This window comes from Frondihabitans sp. PAMC 28766 (genome assembly GCF_001577365.1).
In the GTDB taxonomy this organism is placed as follows: Bacteria; Actinomycetota; Actinomycetes; order Actinomycetales; family Microbacteriaceae; genus Frondihabitans.
The window spans coordinates 129638-148989 of sequence record NZ_CP014514.1; the positions used below are offsets into that span (position 1 = coordinate 129638).

Sequence of the window (19352 nt, forward strand, 5' to 3'; positions counted from 1 at the left end):
GGGCCACAGTCAATACCTGACCCGAGGGGGTGTCGAATCACGCTGACGGTTTCTTACCCGGCATCCCCTCGGAAGTCGTTCTTACCAGCGGTCCGGGGTGAAGAGTTAGGCCGTTACTTCTGCTCCTCGGGGCGGTGCCCTCGGGGTCGGGCGTGTAGAGGTCGTTGATGGTGATGTTGACCGCGGTCACTTCAAAGCCCACGATCGTTTCGACGGCGAGGATCACGGCGGAACGCACATCGGTGGCGACTTTCTGCAGGTCGACGGGGTACTCCGCGGAGAATGTCACGTCGACCTCAACTTTTTTGTCGGTGATGGTGACCTGTGTTCCTTGGCGGGGTCGGGGTTGTTCATCGCGGTTCGGACGGCCCCGATGACGCGTGCGGCACCGCCGCCGAGGGCGTGGACGCCTTGGACCTCTGCCGCGGCGCGGCCGGCGACCTCGGCGACGACACTGTCTTCGATGGTCGTCGTTCCCGGGTCACCAGTGCCTGTCGTGGCGGCGGCGGTGCGGGTATTCGTGGTGGTGGTCATGATGTGCTCCTTTTTTGGACCGGCGTCGCCGGTGGCCGTGACGGTTGACCGTGAGCCTTATCGGTTCCCACGGTCAGCTCGGTTCGCTGCCACCTGAAACGTAAAGCCCACGGCCGTGTCCCACAGGTGCCAAAGGTCCTTGGTGCGGCCCGCACCGCGGCGGTGCTGTGTAGGTCGTGAAGACGCTGAGTTTTCAGTGAAGCTCCCAGCAGTTCGTGTTTAGGAGGGGTTTGCGTGTGTGGTGGGGGTGAGGCCTGGGCGGTTCTGGATGAGGTCGTGGAGTTCGCTGATCATGGTCTTGTGCTGCTCGCAGAGTCTGATGAGCCGGTCGATCTCGACTTTCGATGCAACGTTCGTGTCGAGGTCGTGTTGTGCCATCGCGGAGTTGATGCCGTCTTGGCGTTTCGCGGCGATGAGAAGGATCGCACCTTGGAGGCCAGCGAGCATCGAGAGGAACAGGTTCAGCAGGATGTACGGGTAGGGGTCGAATGCACCGGTGCGAAGGATCAGCGTATTCAGCGTTGCCCACACGGCCATGGCTAGGATGAACGTGCCGATGAAGGGCCAGCTCCCCATCCCGTTTCGCAACGCGTCCGCGGCCCGCTGACCGCGAGTCAAGGTCTTTTGGTGGGCGGTATGCCAGGTCTGATTCGTCATAGAGGCGATGATCCGCCGCCAACCACCCCCACGCAAATGAGGCAGTCAGACACTCACGAAGTGCGATCTGACAGGACAGCGGTGACGTTTCGAGGTTTTTTGGGCGCCATCCGTGGGGCTGCCGTTGCCGACGTGACGGTCCCCGGACGAGACGTACTCGGTCGCGCCTCACTGACAGGACGCGTTCGGCACCGGATATAGGAGCCTGCGGTACTCCGCTCAAGGCTTGTTTTCGGCTCGGCCCGGCGCGGGTGATGCCCGCCTTGCAGAACGTTCGTGCGCCCGACGCTGCTCCGGGCACCGCGGTCATGCCCAAGGGTTCCTCGTCGTGTGGTGCACCTGATCGGCCCTTATTCCAGGCCGGAGTGCTTCACGGTGCGCTGGCGGATCTCGTGGAACGTGTTCTTGAAGGTGCCATGCTCCGTTCTCGCGCGCGAGGGCCCTGTCCGTGTGGGGGTGGGAGCGTAGGTTGTGGGCATGCGCATTGTCGCTCTTGAAGAGCATTTCGTGTTCCCGGAAGTCGTGAAGGCTTGGGAGGCTCTGCCGCCGGGCCGCATGGCGATCATTGGGGGCAATGGCGACGATCCCATCTCACGTCGGCTTCTCGACATCGGTGAGGAGCGTATCGCGGCGATGGACGATCAGGGCGTCGACGTCCAGGTGCTGTCGCTCAATTCCCCGGGCGTGCAGTCCCTCGACCCTGCAGACGCTGTCGCGGTCGCCCGGGATGCCAACGACTTCCTCGCCGAAGCTATCGCCGGGCACCCGGATCGCTTCCAGGGCTTCGCGGCTATTCCGACACCCGATCCTGGGGCTGCCGCAGCGGAGCTTGAGCGGGCGGTCACGCAGCTCGGCTTCGCGGGTGCCCTGCTCAACGGCCGGACGGGCTCGACGAACGCCGACGCTATGCAGTTCGACGATCTGTACGCGACTGCGGAGCGTCTGGGTGTTCCTCTGTACTTCCACCCGCAGACGCCCGTCGCCCCGGTCGTCGAGGCCTACTATTCGGGATTCGGCGATCCAACGGACTTCGTCCTCCGGAACGCCGGGATCGGCTGGCACTACGAGACTGGCATGCAGATCTTGCGCATGGTCTTCGCCGGCGTCTTTGACCGACACCCCGACCTGCAGGTGGTTGCGGGGCACTGGGGTGAGGTCGTGCTCTTCTACCTGGAGCGCACCCAGCAGATATCGGACGCGACTGGTGTGCACCTCGAGCGGACTCTTGAGGAGTACGCCCGGAACAATGTTTGGGTGACGGGCAGCGGGTTGCTCTCGCAACGTTACCTGCGGTGGAGCACCGAAGTGCTGGGTGCTGACCGCATCATGAGCGCCGTCGATTACCCCTTCATCGACAATTCCGGTGGTGCCGCGCGCCGGTTTCTCGAGGAGGCGCCGTTGTCGGTGGACCAGCGCGACGGGATCGGATCCGGTAACTGGGAGCGCCTGCTCACACGCCGCCAAGCCTGACGCCCGGAGAGACGGGGTGGCCCTCGGTGATGATGACGACGCCAGAGCCTCCCGAGCGAAATCTTCGAGGTGTCATCCACGAGAGCGGGCCAGCACGGGAGGTCCCACTCGGGTATGGGGAGCATCGCTCCCGGCCGCCAGACCAGGGCAAGCCAGATCAGATGTCACCTAACCGTGCAGCAGACCCTTTCGTGGACGGTCGCCGGCGCGCTCTACGTCGCCGGGGTCACCGCCTACGCCGCGGTTCGCGCCGTCGGTGTGAAAGAGGGCGACGTGATCGCCGTCTCGGCCGCCGCAGGGGGAGTGGGCCGCATCGTCACGCAGCTCCTCACGGCCCGGAGGGCGAAGGTGCTCGGCATTGCCTCTGCGTCGAACGGTGACTGGCTGACCGAGCACGGGGCCGTGCCCGTGGCGTACGGCGACGGCCTCGAGCAGCGCCTGCGTGAGGCTATGCACGACGGTATCGACGCCTTCATCGATCTGCACGGGCCTGAGTACCTCGACCTCGCGGTGGCCCTCGGGGTAGTCCCCGAGCGGATCGAGACGATCATCTCGTTCCAGAGGGCCGGAGAAATCGGTGCGAAGGCCGAGGGCAGTTCTGACGCCTCGACGCGCGAGGTGCTGACCGAGTTGGCGGGACTCGTCGCCGATGGCGCGGTCGAGATCGACATCGCTGCGACCTACCCGCTCGACGAGGTCAGGGCGGCGTTCACCGAACTCGAGCAGGGACACACGCACGGCAAGATCGTGCTGATCCCCTGAGCCTTACCGTCCCACGAGTCGCGATTCGGCGAAGGAGTCACACCTAGCTAGTGCTGCAGTCACGTTTAAGGGTTGTGTCCGCGGGCCCGGTAGTGGTGGCGTTTCGCGGTTTGTTGATGCCGTCGTCGCCAGCGTGACCGGTTCAGGACGTGTTCGGGGTTCGGCGGGTTGGTGAAGATCAGGCTGACGAGGAGGTGTCTGATCTCGGGCAGGCTCAGGCAGATGAGGTCGGACTGACCGATGTCGCGGCCCCTTTTTTGACCGGGTCACGATCAGGAAGGCGTGCGCGAGCATGGAGAGGGTGATGTGCCGGTACCAGCCGATGTGTTGCCTTCTCGGAAATACATTGTGCCTGGTCCGTTTTCTGCGGAACGGGGTCCGGACGGTCGCGCCGGTGATCATCGTGCGGAGCGGCTGGAGGAGCGGAGGGTAATCGGTGGTGCGGCTTATCTGTGGACGCCGGACGACTTCGCGGTTGTGGCGGGGGTTGAGGGCGGGGGAGTGCGTGAAGTGTCTCGGGCCTTGCCGTGCAAGGGAGCTTTCCGCGGCTGGCATCCTGGTCATGCCCCGTAGCGTGGTGTAGCCCGGTGGTCGCCGCGTCGCTATGACGTAAGCGCGGTCACCATGTGAACCTTCGAGTCAACCTTCTATCGAATCCTCGAAATGGAGTCATCACGATGACTGACCGCACCCCATATTCTCGACCCTGCAGGCCTCCTCGGCGAAGCCCTCGGCGACGCGTCGCCCGATCTGATGCGAAGCCTGCTGCAGACCATGATCAACGCCCTCCTCTCCGCCGACGCGGACGCTGTCGCCGGCGCTGAATGGGGCAAACCCAGCCCCGACCGTGTGACCCAGCGCAACGGTTACCGCCACCGCGACCTCGATACCCGGGTCGGGACGATCGACGTCGCCGTCCCGAAACTACGGACGGGAACCTACTTCCCGGAGTGGCTCCTCGAACGCCGAAAACGGGCAGAGACCGCGCTGATCACGGTCGTCGCGGACTGCTACCTCGCCGGCGTCAGCACTCGTCGGATGGACAAGTTGGTGAAGCAGCTCGGCATCCACTCCCTCTCGAAATCGCAGGTCTCCCGGATGGCCGCGGACCTCGACACGCACGTCGATCAGTTCCGCCACCGCCCCCTCGGCGACGCTGGCCCGTTCACCTTCGTCGCCGCCGACGCCCTCACGATGAAAGTTCGTGAAGGCGGCCGCGTCACGGGCGCCGTCGTCCTCGTCGCGACCGGAGTCAATGCCGACGGGCGCCGGGAAGTGCTTGGCCTGAAGGTCGCCACTTCCGAGACCGGGGCGGCGTGGAACAGCTTCTTCGCCGACCTCACAGCACGCGGTTTGAGCGGGGTTCGCCTGGTCACCTCAGACGCCCACCGGGGTCTCGTCGAGGCGATCGCCGCGAACCTGCCCGGCGCCGCCTGGCAACGCTGCCGCACCCACTACGCAATGAACCTGATGTCCGTGACGCCGAAGAGCATCTGGCCGGCCGTGAAAGCGATGCTGCAGAGTGTCTACGACCAACCCGACGCCGACGCCGTTCACGCCCAATTCGATCGACTGTTGAACTACGTCGACGAGAAGATTCCCGAAGCGTTCGAGCACCTCGACGCCGCGAGAGCTGACATCCTCGCGTTCACGACCTTCCCCGACGGGCTCTGGCAGCAGGTGTGGTCGGGCAACCCGAACGAGCGCTTGAATCGTGAGATCCGCCGCCGGACCGACTCCGTGGGGATCTTCCCCAACCGGGACGCGATCACCCGCCTCGTCGGCGCGGTCCTCGCGGAACAGACCGACGAGTGGGCCGAAGGGCGCCGCTACCTCGGCCTCGACATCCTCGCCAAGTCCCGCCTCACCCTCGTCACCAGCACCGGCCAGGAGGTGACCGAACTGCCGGCCCTCGAACTCAGCGCCTAACCCAACCCATCGAAGGAAACATGGCTACACACGCCGGGACTTGACCCCGCACATCCATAATGGGCGTTACAGTGTTGCCCCGATCGAGGGAAAGTACGACTTGAGCATCATCGCTTTGATGCTGTGCATCCGGTTTTCGGCCTGGTCGAAAACGATCGACGCCGGTGAGCGGAATACGTCGTCCGAGACCTCGATACCGTCGAAACCGTACTTCTGCTTGACCGTCCGACCCACGCTTGTGGCGTCATCGTGGAAGCTGGGTAGGCAGTGCAGAAACCCAACGTCGGGATTGCCGGTTGCGGTGACGACGGCCGCGTCGATGCGGAAATTGCGCAGGTCTGCGATTCTTTGGTCCCAAAGAGATTCCTTCTCGCCCATGCTTATCCAGACATCGGTGTAGAGGAAGTCCACCCCGCGGACGGCGCTTTCGAGGTCGTCTGTGACCGTCACACGCCCTCCGAGGCCCCTCGCCGCATGTCGAGCGGCTGAAATTGTTGCTTCTTCTGGCTGGTAGCCGGCTGGGGCTGCGATGCGGACATCCATGCCGACCAGTGCCCCGGTCACGAGGAGACTGCGGGCGACGTTGTCGCTGGCGTCGCCGACAAAGCAGACGGAGATCTCCTGGAGCGGGCGTCCGAGGGCTTCGCGCATGGTCATGAGATCGGCGAGAGCCTGCGTGGGGTGCCAGGTGTCCGTGAGGCCGTTCCAGACGGGAATGCCCGAGTGTTCGGCGAGGAGTTCCACATCATGGTGGGCGTATCCGCGGAAGCCGACCCCGTCGAAGAGTCTTCCGAAGACTTTTGCGGTGTCCTCGATCGATTCGCCCTGACCCATGTGGCTGCTCGTCGAGTCGAAGTAGACCGCCGCTCCGCCCTGGTCCCGGAGGGCCACTTCGAAGGCGCTGCGGGTTCTGGTCGACGGTTTCTCGAACACGAGGGCAACATTTTTGCCGATTAGTTGCGGCTTCTCGGATCCTGCACGCCGCTCCGTTTTGAGGCGATCGGCGAGGTCGAGGGTGGTGAGGACCTGCTCGGCGGTGTGGTCGCCGTCTTTGAGGAGGCCGAGCAGTGCCGGGGATGTATCCCGGGTGTCGTCGAGGGGATCATGAGGTGGCCGTGTCGCGCTGGATCGGGCAGGTCATGCAGCGGGAGCCGCCTCGGCCGCGGCCAAGTTCGCTGCCGGACACGGTGATGACTTCGATACCTCGGTTGCGGAGGTAGGTGTTCGTCACGACATTGCGGTCGTAGCCGATGACGACGCCGGGGGCGACGGTGAGGAAGTTGGTGGCGTCGTCCCACTGCTCGCGGGCTGCCGCTCGCGCGTCCTCGTCGGGGACGAGCACACGGATCGCTTCGACTCCCGTGGTCAGGGCGAGAACATCGAAGAGTAGTTGTGGGGGGCCGACGACGACCGGTGAGGAGTTACTCGTGGCGTTCGCCCCGTCGCTGGGCGTCAGGACCCAGGCGTCCAGCTGGGACGGATTCAGGGAAGGGGTCAGCACAAACGTGTTGACGTCGATCATGGTCATCACGGTGTCGAGGTGCATCATCGCGTGTGATCGCGGTAGCCGGACGGCGACGACACGGTCAGCTTGTGCGGTGGCGAAAAGTCGTGCCGCAAGGTTCTCGACGGCGGCGGCGCTGGTGCGTTCGCCCATGCCGATCAGGACGAGGCCGTCGCCGAGGACGTGAATGTCGCCGCCCTCGATGTTCGCTCGCGGGTGGAGCCCGTCGGCGTTGTCGTAGCGTTCGAATGGCTGGCCGGCGAAGAGGGGGTGGTGTTCGTAGACGGCGCGGACGTGAACGATTTCACGTTTCCGGGCCGGTTTCGCCATCGAGTTCACCGAGACACCCCCGTAGATCCAGGCCGAGCTGTCACGGGGAAAAAGAGTGTTGGGAAGTGGCGGAAGGAGGAATCCGTCTGTCCCAGCTGTTGCCAGTGCGAGGCTGCGACCGCCGATGAGGGAGACATCGGTGGTGAGCAGACCGCCGATCAGGAATCGTGCCAGGTGCGCGGCGTCGAACGAATCCAGCGCGATGCGGAGTTCGTCTGCGAGAGTGCCCCGAGGAGTTCGCCGGCGCAGACGTCGTCGAGGATCATGTCCCGTGCTGCGGGAATGGCGAGGGTTTCGGCGAGGAGGTCGTCGAAGTGGTGGACGAGGACGCCGTGGCCTTCCAGGGCGTCGACGAAGCCGTCGTGTTCGCTGCGGGCCCGGGAGGGCCAGAGGACGTCGTCAAAGAGCATGGCTTCCCGGTTCTCGGGGTGAGGCGTTCAAGTTCGAGTCCGGGGCGGTGCACGATCGCAGTGTGGAGAACCCCGATCTCGGAGTGGACACCGAGTGCTGGTGTTGCTTGCGTGGTCGGCGGTGCCTCGTGGACACGGGTTTCTGTGGTCGAGGTGGTCATGGGACGAGCTCCTTGTTAAGGGGTGGGACGTCGGCCGGTGTGACCGAGTCGGTGGGATCGGAAGTGGTCGGGGAGGTTTTCTTGGCTTTACTGGTGCGCAGCCAGACGTAGAGCGGCACTCCGAGGAGGAAGCAGAACACGCCGTAGTAGCAGGCCTGCTGGCCGCTGCCGGCAAGGGCCCAGAACGTAAAAGCGAGAGCTACCACGGCCACCGTCATGTCTTTGGCGAAAGCACGCCAGGCCATCGCCCGTCGGCCGGAGATCAGCCAGTAGCACTGGGCTGCGGCAGAGAAGAGGTAGGGGACGACGGAGGTGAAGACGGTGAGCAGAACCACGGTGGTGAAGACCTGCTGAAAGCTCGTATATGCCACGACGGTGAGGAGGGTCGCCAAGACGGTAGAGACCAGGATCCCGAGCACAGGCACCCCGTGCCGCTCGCGCGCGAACACGGCCGGGAACATGCCGTCTTTCGCGGCGGCGTTCGGCATCTCGCCGACGATGAAGGTCCAGGCGACCAGGCAGCCAATGCCGGACACGATCGCGGCGAGGGCGACGATGTCGCCAGACCATGCCCCGCCGAAAATCGAGTTGGCTGCATCGCTGAACGGGGCGGTCGAAATGCGGAGGTGCTTATTGCTGACCGTGCCAAACACCGCCAAGGTGCCGAGTAGGTAGACGACGGCGCAAATGATCGTCCCCCACACCGTTGCTCGAGGAACGTTCTTGCCCGGGTTTTTGACGTGACCGGCAGCTACCGACGCCGTCTCGATGCCCAGGTAGGCGAACAAGGCAATCGCCCCGGCTCCGGCCAAGGCACCGATGACGCTGGTGCCCGAGGCATTGAACGGGCCGAAGTTCGCCGGGTTCAGAAAGAAAAGACCGATAAGCGCTACGAGGGCGAGCGGCACGATTTTCAAAACAGTGAGCACCAGCTGGGCTGCTCCCATACTGCGCACGCCTGACAGGTTGATCAACACGGGGATCCAGAGCGCGATCACCGCAATCACGATGGAGCCGAGGATGCTGTGGTCTCGGTTGACGAACACCTCAACGTAACCGGTGAGGGCCACCACGATCGCGGCGTTACCCGCCCACGCGGTCACCCAGTAACTCCAGGCATTCAGGAAGCCGGCGAAGTCGCCGAACGCGGCACGGGCGTAAAGGTAGGGGCCACCGGATCCGGGTACTCGCGTGGTGAGGCGTCCGAAGACGAGAGCGAGAGCGAGAGCTCCCACTGTCACTAAGGCGAACGCGATCAGGCTGATGGGCCCAAAAGATGCCAGGGCGGACGGCAGGGCGAAGACACCGGTACCGATGACGGAACCGACCACGAGCGCGGACGCGGCCGGCAGACCGAGGAGCGATTTCGAGTTCCGGCGATCGGCGGTCAAGGTCGGCTTGGCTGAGGACATGAAATGCACTCTCGCCCGCCCGCGTCCATTCCGGGAGGGCCTTAAGTCCCGCCTACCAAAGTGTCACCACCGGATCCTGCACGGGACCTTCGGCCCTGACCTGCCGATGACGCCGATCTACCCTGACATGAGGGACCGGACGTTGGCCCATGGGCGACCCCATGTTTCAGACTGTTCCGCAATTTGTCGGGCGTCACTGGGTGGAGGATCAGATGGATTACAGCACTTCGCACGAACGGGCGGCTGGCACGAAGGCGAAAGCGGATCGCTACACGGTGGTCATGGTCCTCGTCGCGCTCGGCATCAGCTTTTTTGTGGCCCCGTTTGTGCCCATCGGTTTCCTCGTCCTTTTGCCGATCCTGCTGCTGTTGACGCATCACCTTTTTGTTCGCCATGCCTGGAAAAGAGAACTCAACACATTGTTGAGCGACGTCGAGAAAATCACATAACGGAAGAGCCGCCCACCATCCGGTGAGGACTTGCCTACCACATCGGCCGCGTTCTCTTGGCGTGTGTGCCGGTCACGTCCGGCTGAGTGTGGAGTTTCTCGGCACCGTGCGGTCGGTTCGGCGATCTCGACGGAGTCCTGGCCGTCTTGGCATGTGTTGGCGAGAGCGCGTAGCTGGCTATCTTGCATGTCCTGATGAAGTCCTGCTTTGCGGTCGGCGAGACCCGCGACCGGCTGAGGCCGTCCATCATGAGAAGGTACGGGTGTTCTGAGTCATGAATCCTGAGGATTGAGGGCAGCTAGTAGTGCGTTATGGACGCGTTGAGCTGCCGCTTCCATGTCCGGGCACTGAAAGGCTCATGACGTATTGATCGTTCTCGGCGCTTGGTATGCGGTGATCGCCGCCATCAGGTCGTGGGTTGGCTGCAGTTTCCTCGGCGGCGGGAGCTTCGCCATCATGAGTTCGCTGCAGATACCGTGTGACGGCCTCCGGTCGCCATCGATGTCAGCAGGGAGTCGGCCGAGATCTGGGTGCCAGATTGTCCGGCGACGATCTTTTCGATGTCGTCGAGGGATCCGATCGCTGCTCGTTTTCCGGAGGCGGTGACGAAGGATGCCACGGCGTCGGCTTTTGGCCTCATCGAACCGGCCGGTAAGGACAGTGCAGCTAGCTCGGTTGGAGTGCTGGAGCGGAGCACTTCTTCTGCCGGAGTCTCGAATCCGGTCATGATTCCGTCGACGTCGGTGAGGACGAGGAGCAGGTCGGCTTCCAGCTTCCAAGCGATTATCGACGCGACGGCATCTTTGTCGACGATGCACTCGGCGAAGTCTGGTCGTCCGTCATGCAGGGTGAAGGGGATGCCGCCGCCACCGGCGAGGATGATCGTGTTGCCCTGGTCCAGCAGATGGCCGGCGAGGGCCGTGGCCGGGATGGCGACGGGCGCGGGGGAGGGGACGACTCGCCGCCAGGCGGAACCGTCTTGGGCGACGGCCCAGTCGAGGGTTGTGGCGAGGTGGTGTGCGGTCTTTTCGTCGTAGGGCAAGCCGACAAACTTGGTCGGCTTGGTGAACGCCGGATCGTTGGCGTCGACGAGGGTCCTGCTGACGAGGACGACGACGTCTTTGGTGAGTCCGCCCTGCTCCAAGGCGCTCTGGATCCAGGATCCGATGAGTCCTTGGGTTTCCGCGACAAGGTCACTCAGGGGGTATGGCCGTGACAGGGCGGGGTCGTTTTGGCTCTCGAGGGCGAGGAGCCCGACTTGGGGTCCGTTTCCGTGAACGATCACGACCTGGTGTTCGGTGGCTAGTCGGGCAAGGGCGGGGCCGGCTTCTGCAAGGCGTGTCACTTGGGTGGCCGCGTCGGGGTGCGCACCCCTGGGCAGGAGTGCGTTCCCGCCGAGGGCGACGACGATCCTCATGATGCGCATCCCGCGCCGGGGTTGAGGGAGTTCGGCACCATGGCGTGAATGATGGCTATCGGGGTCTCGAGGCCGGACTTTGCGAATGTTGTGGTCGTTCGTGGCGGGAGCAGTGAGGTGGGCATGTGTGCACTCTTGCCCGCCTTCGTGGAAGCGGTAAGGGTCCAAGGTCCCGTGACGACAAGGGCGCACAGCACCCGAACTTGGGGACTAGCTGGCGGGCTGGGCGAATATTGTCACGCCGAGCATCACGAGCGCGAGGAAGGCGAATCCTGTTTTCCGGAGGACGCCGGTGGTGGTGCGCATGGCGATCACTGCTTGGAGGGCGTAGTAGGCGGCGAACGCCCGGGAGGCGATCGCGACGATGGTCAGGGTGGGAACGGTCGCTGCGAGTGCGATCGCTGCGGCGCCGCTGATGAGGTAGGGCCGGGGGCCTGTGAACCATTTGTTCAGGCCGCGCAGGTTCCCGTCGGCGGCGGCCGTGTCGGCGATAGCGGCACTGAATTGGCTGAGGACGGCGGAGAGAACCAGCGGTAGCGCCAGCCAGGGGGCGATGCGACCGGTGATGTTCAGCAGTGTGGTGTCGGCGCCCGCGTGCGTGCCGATGCCCATCACGGGGGTGGCGACGGCGACGAAGCCGATGTAGATCGATGCCGAGACGATCTGGGCGAGGCGCGACGCCCACACCCGTGTGGGTGCGTCGTACTCGTTCCCGAGGTAGCGGACGGTTTCGAATCCCTGAACGGTGATCACGATCCCGCCGAGGATCAGCAGCACACTCAGCGGAGGAAGCGACGGGACCGGTGGAAGTCGCAGGGACCCAGACGACGCCGTTGTCAGGTCGTGTAGGAGCAGGACCCCGCCGAGCACCGTCGTCAGGATCAGGACCGCGATCAGGGAGACCCGGTCGAGCCTGTTGAGGCCGGCGAAGCCGCGGATCGCGCCGATCGCGACGATGAGAGCGACCGCGACGCAGGCGATGACGGGTTCCCACAGCGCGGACCCGGCAGAGTCGACGAACCCGACGAGGTATTGCGCCATGATCCTCAGATACAGGGCCACCGAGATGACGTAGGCGATGACGATGACACCATCAGCCCCGGTACCCAACCGTGCCGTGAGGGTGTCAAGGGTCCCGGCTGCTTCCCTCTTTTCGACGACGATGACGTTGTGGCGGATGACCGTGCCGATTAGCCACGCGACCGCGCAGATCGCTACCACCCCGACCACCGACAAGGCCCCGAGGGTGCTCTCCAACACGGGGACGATGATGAGTAGGCCGGAGCCGAGGATCGACGCCAATGGCGTCACCGAGGCGACCACTATGGCGCGGCGGCGCACCGGCTTTCTGGGGGCCGTCATGTTCTGATTACAGCAGCCCTCGTCTGATCCGCCTAACGTCGGGCCCATCTTCCTGCGGCGTTGCCTACTCGCCGTGGCATGGGCGGGACCTTCGACCCTGGTCCGCCGCCAGACCCCCGGCTTGACTGCCGCCATGACATATCTCACCGTCGCCATCGTCGTCGTGGTGATCCTCGCCCTGATCACCCTGGCGTTAGCCGTCCACGTCGTCACCCAATACGAGAAAGGCGTCGTGTTCCGGTTCGGACGGGTCCGCGGTGTGAAGGAGCCGGGTCTGGCTGTCATTGTGCCGATCGCGGATCGGATGACGAAGGTGAGCCTTCGCATCGTGACGATGCCTATCCAGTCGCAGGGCATCATCACCAAGGACAACGTGACGGTCGATATCTCTGCGGTCGCCTATTACCGGGTGGTCGATGCCGTGAAAGCTGTCGTGGCGATCGAGAATGTGGTCGCCGCGATTGACCAGATCGCCCAGACGACGCTTCGCAAGGTCGTCGGCCAGCACAGTCTCGACGAGATCCTCGCCGAGACCGATGTCATCAATTCGGGCATCCGAAAGATCCTCGATGTCACCACCGTGGAGTGGGGCGTCGAGGTGACTCTGGTGGAGCTGAAGGACATTCAGCTGCCCGACTCGATGAAAAGGGCCATGGCCAAGCAGGCGGAAGCGGAGCGGGAGAAGCGGGCGAAGATCATCGCCGCTGAGGGGGAGTCTCTTGCGGCAGCCGCGTTGGGTGATGCGTCGGACACGATGATGGCGCACCCGCTCGCCCTCCAACTTCGGAACCTGCAGACGCTGATCGAGCTCGGCGTCGACAAGAACACCACCGTGGTGTTCCCGGCCCCGTTGATGAGCACGATCAGCGAACTGGGTTCGTTCCTGTCACGGGAGGCAGAGCAATCCAAAACCGTGATGGCAGCTGCCGCTGCTGCAGCTGCTGGCATGGAGGAAGATAACGATGCGCTGGCGAAGCATCTCGCGGCCGCAGCTGCATCCGCATCCGTTGCCCCGACGAGCCCCCTGTGACCCTACGGCCACGCCTGCAGCGATCGGCGCGTCCGCGTGCTGACCGCGCAGGCTGAGTCGGTAGGTCCACGATGATCAAGCATCCTGACTTCACGGCTGAACCTTGGTGTCTGCGGGCGACGGGTCTTGACCTTGATGTCCTGGCTCAGGTGGAGTCAGTGTTCGCCCTCTCGAACGGGCATGTCGGGTGGCGCGGCAATCTGGACGAGGGGGAACCCCATGGACTCCCAGGTTCCTATCTGAATGGGGTCTTCGAGCTGAGGCCGCTTCCCTACGCGGAAGCTGGCTTCGGTTATCCCGAGTCAGGCCAAAGCGTCATCAACATCACGAACGGCAAAGTCATTCGTCTTCTGGTCGACGACGAACCGTTCGATATCCGCACCGGGGTGCTGAAATGTCACGAACTATTCCTCGATTTCCGGACGGGCCTTCTTCACCGCACGGTGGAATGGGTATCCCCAGCAGGGTCCACCATCAAACTCACCTCGACCCGTCTCGTATCGTTCACACAGCGGTCCATCGCCGCGGTGGACTACGAGGTCGAAGTCATTGGTGCACCGGCCCGTGTGGTGCTGCAGTCAGAGATGATCACCAACGAACCGCTCCCGGTGTCGTCCGCGGACCCGCGAGCCGCCGTCGAACTGGCTGACGCCCTGAAGGGCGTCGAGCATCGCGCCGACGGTTTAAGAGTTGCGCTGGCCCACGTCACCCGGCTCAGCCGGCTGATCGTCGCCGCAGCGATGGACCATGTCGTCACAGGGCCCCCGGGTACAACATCCCGCGCTGAGATCGCACCGGATCTGGCCCGGGTCAGCGTGTCGGCGAATCTCGCGCCCGGGGAACGGCTTCGCCTGGTCAAAATGGTGGCGTACGCCTGGTCGGATTCACGCTCCCTGCCGGCGGTGCGTGATCAGGCGGACGCCGCACTGACCGGGGCTATGTCCACCGGATGGGACGACCTTCTGGTCGAGCAGCAGGTCTACCTCGATGATTTCTGGGACCACGGTGACGTGCAGGTCGACGGGGATGTGCGTATTCAGCAGGCGGTACGGTTCGCCCTGTTCCATACGCTCCAGGCGGCCGCCCGTGCCGAGGACGTCGCCATCCCCGCGAAAGGGATGACGGGTCCGGGTTACGACGGGCACGTGTTCTGGGACATGGAAAGCTGCGTCCTAGAAGCGCTGACCTACCTGGTGCCGGGTGCGGCCGCGAACGCCCTGCGGTGGAGACACAGCACGATTCCCGCCGCCGTCACCCGAGCCACGCAACTCGGTCTTTTGGGGGCGACGTTCCCGTGGCGCACGATCCACGGGGAAGAGTGCTCGGGCTATTGGCCGGCAGGAGTTGCCGCGTTCCACATCAACGCCGACATCGCCAACGCGGTCCTACGCTACGTCCGGGCTGCCGGCGACGCGCCATTCGAAGAGTCCGTCGGCGTCGACGTGCTCGTGCAGACGGCACGACTCTGGGCATCCCTGGGATATTTCGACGGCACCGGAGGGTTCCGGATCGACGGGGTGACAGGCCCCGACGAATACAGTGCCGTCGCTGACAACAACGTGTACACCAACCTCATGGCGCAGCGGAACCTCGCTTCAGCCGCCGCCACCATCCGACGCTATCCCGCTCGAGCGTACGACCTCCACGTCACTGACAAGGAGACCGCGGCCTGGCTTCGTGCTGCCGAAACCATGTTCATCCCCTACGACCGCGCACTCGGCGTACACCCCCAATCGGAAGGGTTCACTCACCATGAGACCTGGGACTTCGAGAACACGGCCGCCGATGAGTACCCGCTGCTGCTGCACTTCCCCTACTTCGACCTGTACCGGAAACAGGTCGTCAAACAAGCCGACCTCGTCCTGGCCATGCACGTCCGTTCGGATGCGTTCACCGCCGAGCAGAAAGCCCGGAATTTCGCCTACTATGACGCCCTGACGGTTCGGGACTCGTCTCTTTCTTCCAGTGCGCAGGCCGTCATCGCGGCGGAAGTCGGCCACCTGGATCTCGCCCACGACTACGTCACCGAGTCGGCGTTCCTGGACCTGAACGACACAGAGCACAACACCCGCGACGGTCTGCACATTGCCTCCCTCGCCGGAATCTGGAGCGCTCTCGTCGCCGGTTACGGTGGCATGCGCCACGACGAGACGGGCCTGAGGTTCCGGCCGCGGCTCCCCTCCGCACTGTCCCGGATCAGTTTCGGGATGCGACTGGCCGCAGGCACCCTCTGGGTTGAGATCGACCACACCGAGGCGACCTACGCCTTAACGTCCGGAGCGCCGCTGCCTCTTCAGCACTTCGATACCGCCTTCCTATTGACGAGCGGAAGTCCGCAGACTCACCAGATCCCGCACGCTGACCCCGCCGGCGACCGACCCGTTCAGCCGGCCGGCCGTGCGCCCGAGCACGACGTGGACGGCGAGCAGTCCAACCCATGACCTGGGCGGGACCTTTGGCACTAGGGAGTGCCCCTCGCCGGTGGCACCGTGGCCGTCATGACTCAGACGACGATGACCCGACCGGCGGATGCTGCCCTCTCGGCAGAAGAGCTACATCTGATGGATGCGTATTGGCGGGCCGCGAACTACCTCTCCGTCGGGCAGATCTACCTCTACGACAACCCGCTGCTGCGGGAGCCGCTCACCCTCGCGCAGGTGAAGCCGCTGGTCGTGGGCCATTGGGGGACGACTCCTGGTCAGAACTTCATCTACGTACACCTGAACCGGGTGATCAAGAAGTACGACCTGGACATGTTCTACATCGCCGGCCCCGGACACGGCGGACCCGCCCTTGTCGGCAACACCTATCTCGAGGGCTCTTACAGCGAGATCTATCCGGACATCAGCCAGGACGAAGCCGGGATGAAGCGCCTCTTCACCCAGTTCTCCTTCCCCGGCGGGATCTCCAGCCACGTCGCCCCGACCACCCCCGGCTCCATCCACGAAGGCGGGGAACTCGGCTACTCCCTGTCCCACGCGTTCGGTGCGGCGTTCGACAACCCGGACCTGGTCGTCGCCTGCATCATCGGCGACGGCGAAGCCGAGACCGGACCGCTCGCCACCGCTTGGCAGTCGAACAAGTTCCTCGACCCGAAAACGGACGGGGCCGTGCTGCCGATCCTGCACCTGAACGGGTACAAGATCAGCAACCCCACGATCCTCGCCCGGATCGAACCCGACGAGCTCGAGCAGTTCCTCCGCGGTTGCGGGTGGGACCCGATCTTCGTCGAAGGCGACGACCCCGACACGATGCACGAACTGATGGCCGAGGCCACCGACCGTGCCATCGAGCGGATCCGCGAAGTTCAAACGGAGGCGCGAACGGGCGGCACCTCCGGCCGGCCCCGATGGCCGATGATCGTGCTGCGCTCCCCGAAAGGATGGACCGGCCCCAAAATCGTCGACGGGCTCCCCATCGAAGGGACCTTCCGCGCCCACCAGGTCCCCCTGCTCGTCGACCCCGAGCACCCGGAACACGTCGCACAGCTAGAGAGCTGGATGAAAAGCTACCGGCCGGAAGAACTGTTCGACGACAACGGCCGGCTGCGACCCGAGCTGGCGGCCCTCGCCCCGATCGGCAGCAGGAGGATGGGGGCGAACCCGCACACGAACGGCGGCGGCCTCCTCGAAGACCTGAAGATGCCGGACTTCCAGCACCACGCCGTCGAGGTCACCTCACCCGGTGTCCTCGACGCCTCCGACATGAGCGTCCTCGGCGAATTCCTGCGCGACGTCATTACCGAAAACGAGACCAACCGGAACTTCCGGATCTTCGGACCCGACGAGACCCTTTCCAATATGCTCGGCGCCGTGTTCCAGGTCACCGACCGGCAATGGGACGCCCGGACGGTGCCCGGGGACGAGTTCCTTGCCTCATCGGGGCGGGTTCTCGACTCGATGCTCAGCGAGCACCAGTCCGAGGGCTGGCTGGAGGGGTATCTCCTGACCGGTCGTCACGGCCTGTTCAACTGCTACGAAGCGTTCATCCACATCATCGACTCGATGTTCAACCAGCACGCCAAATGGTTGAAAGTCACCTCGCAACTGCCGTGGCGGCGGAAGATCTCCTCCCTGAACTACGTCCTGTCATCGCACGTGTGGCAGCAGGATCACAACGGGTTCACCCACCAGGACCCCGGGTTCCTCGACCATGTGGTCAACAAGAAAGCCGACATCGTCCGCGTCTACCTGCCGCCGGACGCCAACTGTCTGCTGTCCGTCGCCGACCACTGCCTGCGCAGCCGCAACTACGTCAACGTGATCGTCGCCGGAAAACACCCGATGCCGCAATGGCTCAGCATCGACCAGGCCGTCGTGCACTGCACCGAGGGCATCGGCATCTGGGAGTGGGCCAGCAGCGACCAGGGCACCGAACCCGACGTCGTGATGGCGTGTAGCGGCGACACCCCCACCCTCGAAGTCCTCGCCGCGGTGTCCATCCTCCGCGAGTACCTCCCCGAGGTGAAAGTGCGTGTGATCAACGTCGTCGACCTCATGAAACTGCAACCCGCCACCGAGCACCCGCACGGGCTCAGTGACACCGACTACGACTCCCTCTTCACCATGGACAAGCCGATCGTGTTCGCCTTCCACGGCTACCCGTGGCTCGTGCACCGCCTCACCTACAGCCGCACCAACCGCAACATCCACGTCCACGGCTACGAGGAGGAAGGCACGATCACGACCCCGTTCGACATGCGCGTGCAGAACCGACTCGACCGGTTCCACCTCGTCCAGGACGTGATCGACCACCTCCCGAACCTCGGCGCGAGGGGCAGCTACCTGAAGCAGATGGCCGCCGACAAACTCATCGAGCACAACGTCTACATCGACAAGCACGGCCAGGACATGCCCGAGATCCTCACCTGGAAATGGGCGAACACCCCATGAGCGTGCCCAACCTCGCCGATACCGCCCAGCAGCTCATCGTCGGCGACAAGGGTCTCCTGGCGATCGATGAGAGCACCACGACGTGCAACAAACGCTTCGTCGCTGCCGGCATTCCCCGACCGTTGAAGCGCGTCGCGCCTGGCGCGAGTTACTGATCACGACCCCCGGACTGTCTGACTCCATCAGCGGCGTCATCCTCTACGACGAGACCATCCGGCAGCAGACCACTGCCGGCACTGCTTTCCTGGATGTCCTGTCCGACGCCGGGATCCTGGCGGGCATCAAAGTCGACACAGGAACTACCCCGCTCGCCGGCCACCCGGGCGAAAAGGTCACCGAGGGCCTCGATGGACTCCGTCAACGTCTCAGCGACTACGCGAGCCTGGGTGCCCGGTTCGTGAAATGGCGGGCCGTCTTCACCGTCGCCGACGGCCTGCCCACTGGCGCTTGTCTCACCGCCAACGCCGGCGCGCTGGCTCGGTATGCGTCCCTCTGCCAAGAAGCAGGGCTCGTGCCCGTGGTCGAACCCGAAGTGCTGATGGCCGGCCGTCACACGCTGACCGACTGCGCCGCAGCCACCGGCCGGGTTCTCCAAGCCGTGTTCGAGCAGCTCACCGACCAGGACGTGCTGCTGGAGGGGATGCTCCTGAAACCCAACATGGTCCTCCCCGGACGAGACGCCGAGCGGCACGGACAGGACTCCGTTGATGAGGTCGCCCAGGCCACACTGACCTGCCTCCTGAGAAACGTCCCCGCGGCGGTCCCCGGCATCGTCTTCCTCTCCGGCGGTCAACCCCCGGCGGACGCCTCCGAACGGTTGAACGCCATGAACATCCCGCACCGCACAGCGCCACTGCCGTGGGCGGTGTCATTCTCGTTCGGGCGCGCCATCCAACAGCCCGCCCTCCACACCTGGAAGGGCCAGCAGGGTCATTTCGCCGCCGCACAGCGGGAGCTCGCTCACCGCGCCACCTGCAACGCTGCGGCTCGACGAGGCGAGTACACCGCCACCCTTGAACAGGTAGCCGCGTAA

The 19352-nt window shown here is 64.5% G+C and carries 13 protein-coding genes and 3 pseudogenes; 8 read left to right on the top strand and 8 right to left on the bottom strand.

Going from position 1 to position 19352, the window contains the following annotated elements:
• Nucleotides 1–37: 37 nt before the first annotated feature.
• From AX769_RS25545 to AX769_RS21300, 3 genes are all read right to left on the bottom strand, one after another.
• Nucleotides 38–289, bottom strand: a complete 252-nt coding sequence (locus AX769_RS25545; RefSeq protein WP_239452089.1) for an Asp23/Gls24 family envelope stress response protein — start codon at nt 287–289, stop codon at nt 38–40.
• A complete protein-coding gene (locus AX769_RS25550; RefSeq protein WP_239452090.1) occupies nt 286–534 on the bottom strand; it encodes an Asp23/Gls24 family envelope stress response protein in 249 nt (82 codons plus the stop codon). Before AX769_RS25550 ends, AX769_RS25545 begins: the two co-directional genes overlap by 4 nt.
• A 219-nt stretch (nt 535–753) precedes the next feature.
• On the bottom strand, nt 754–1191 hold the full coding sequence (locus AX769_RS21300) for a DUF1003 domain-containing protein (protein ID WP_066284319.1): 438 nt from the start codon (nt 1189–1191) through the stop codon (nt 754–756).
• 477 nt (nt 1192–1668) lie between these two features.
• Here AX769_RS21300 and AX769_RS21305 point away from each other — a divergent pair, with 477 nt between their 5' ends.
• From AX769_RS21305 to AX769_RS21315, 3 genes and pseudogenes are all read left to right on the top strand, one after another.
• Complete coding sequence (locus AX769_RS21305) at nt 1669–2661, top strand: amidohydrolase family protein (protein WP_066284320.1); 993 nt, start codon at nt 1669–1671, stop codon at nt 2659–2661.
• Between the two features lie 186 nt (nt 2662–2847).
• Nucleotides 2848–3423: pseudogene (locus AX769_RS21310) on the top strand (zinc-binding dehydrogenase); the annotation flags it as partial.
• A 681-nt stretch (nt 3424–4104) separates the two neighbouring features.
• The gene (locus AX769_RS21315; protein ID WP_066284321.1) at nt 4105–5352 is read left to right on the top strand and encodes an IS256 family transposase; all 1248 of its coding nucleotides are present in this window, start codon (nt 4105–4107) and stop codon (nt 5350–5352) included.
• Nucleotides 5353–5418: 66 nt separating this feature from the next.
• On the opposite strand, the gene argF is transcribed toward AX769_RS21315, so the two are convergent.
• The 3 genes and pseudogenes from argF to AX769_RS21330 all read right to left on the bottom strand — a co-directional run bounded on the left by argF (nt 5419) and on the right by AX769_RS21330 (nt 9169).
• Entirely contained in the window at nt 5419–6420 is a 1002-nt protein-coding gene (gene argF, locus AX769_RS21320; protein WP_066284325.1) for an ornithine carbamoyltransferase, read from the bottom strand.
• Nucleotides 6421–6454: 34 nt separating this feature from the next.
• Nucleotides 6455–7673 (bottom strand): annotated as a pseudogene (locus AX769_RS21325) (arginine deiminase).
• Between the two features lie 80 nt (nt 7674–7753).
• Nucleotides 7754–9169 (bottom strand): amino acid permease, encoded by a 1416-nt coding sequence (locus AX769_RS21330; RefSeq protein ID WP_066284326.1) that lies wholly within the window; start codon nt 9167–9169, stop codon nt 7754–7756.
• A gap of 149 nt (nt 9170–9318) precedes the next feature.
• Between AX769_RS21330 and AX769_RS21335 the strand changes: the two genes are divergently transcribed.
• The gene (locus AX769_RS21335; RefSeq protein WP_066284329.1) at nt 9319–9618 is read left to right on the top strand and encodes a hypothetical protein; all 300 of its coding nucleotides are present in this window, start codon (nt 9319–9321) and stop codon (nt 9616–9618) included.
• 454 nt (nt 9619–10072) lie between these two features.
• Here the strand turns inward: AX769_RS21335 and AX769_RS21340 are convergent, their stop codons facing one another.
• Together AX769_RS21340 and AX769_RS21345 are read right to left on the bottom strand one after the other, a co-directional pair.
• Nucleotides 10073–11044, bottom strand: coding sequence for a carbamate kinase (locus tag AX769_RS21340; protein WP_369824117.1), 972 nt, complete (start codon nt 11042–11044; stop codon nt 10073–10075).
• 201 nt (nt 11045–11245) lie between these two features.
• Nucleotides 11246–12397, bottom strand: a complete 1152-nt coding sequence (locus AX769_RS21345; protein WP_157887861.1) for a hypothetical protein — start codon at nt 12395–12397, stop codon at nt 11246–11248.
• Between the two features lie 133 nt (nt 12398–12530).
• Between AX769_RS21345 and AX769_RS21355 the strand changes: the two genes are divergently transcribed.
• The 4 genes and pseudogenes from AX769_RS21355 (at nt 12531) to AX769_RS21370 (ending at nt 19352) form a co-directional block, all read left to right on the top strand.
• Nucleotides 12531–13427 (top strand): slipin family protein, encoded by an 897-nt coding sequence (locus AX769_RS21355; RefSeq protein ID WP_082764161.1) that lies wholly within the window; start codon nt 12531–12533, stop codon nt 13425–13427.
• 71 nt (nt 13428–13498) lie between these two features.
• Nucleotides 13499–15868: a glycoside hydrolase family 65 protein gene (locus tag AX769_RS21360; protein ID WP_066284335.1), complete on the top strand. Its 2370-nt coding sequence runs from the start codon at nt 13499–13501 to the stop codon at nt 15866–15868.
• Between the two features lie 57 nt (nt 15869–15925).
• Nucleotides 15926–18319 carry a phosphoketolase gene (locus tag AX769_RS21365; RefSeq protein WP_066284475.1) on the top strand — a complete coding sequence of 798 codons (2394 nt, stop codon included), beginning with the start codon at nt 15926–15928 and terminating at the stop codon, nt 18317–18319.
• Nucleotides 18316–19352 (top strand): annotated as a pseudogene (locus tag AX769_RS21370) (class I fructose-bisphosphate aldolase). Before AX769_RS21365 ends, AX769_RS21370 begins: the two are co-directional and overlap by 4 nt.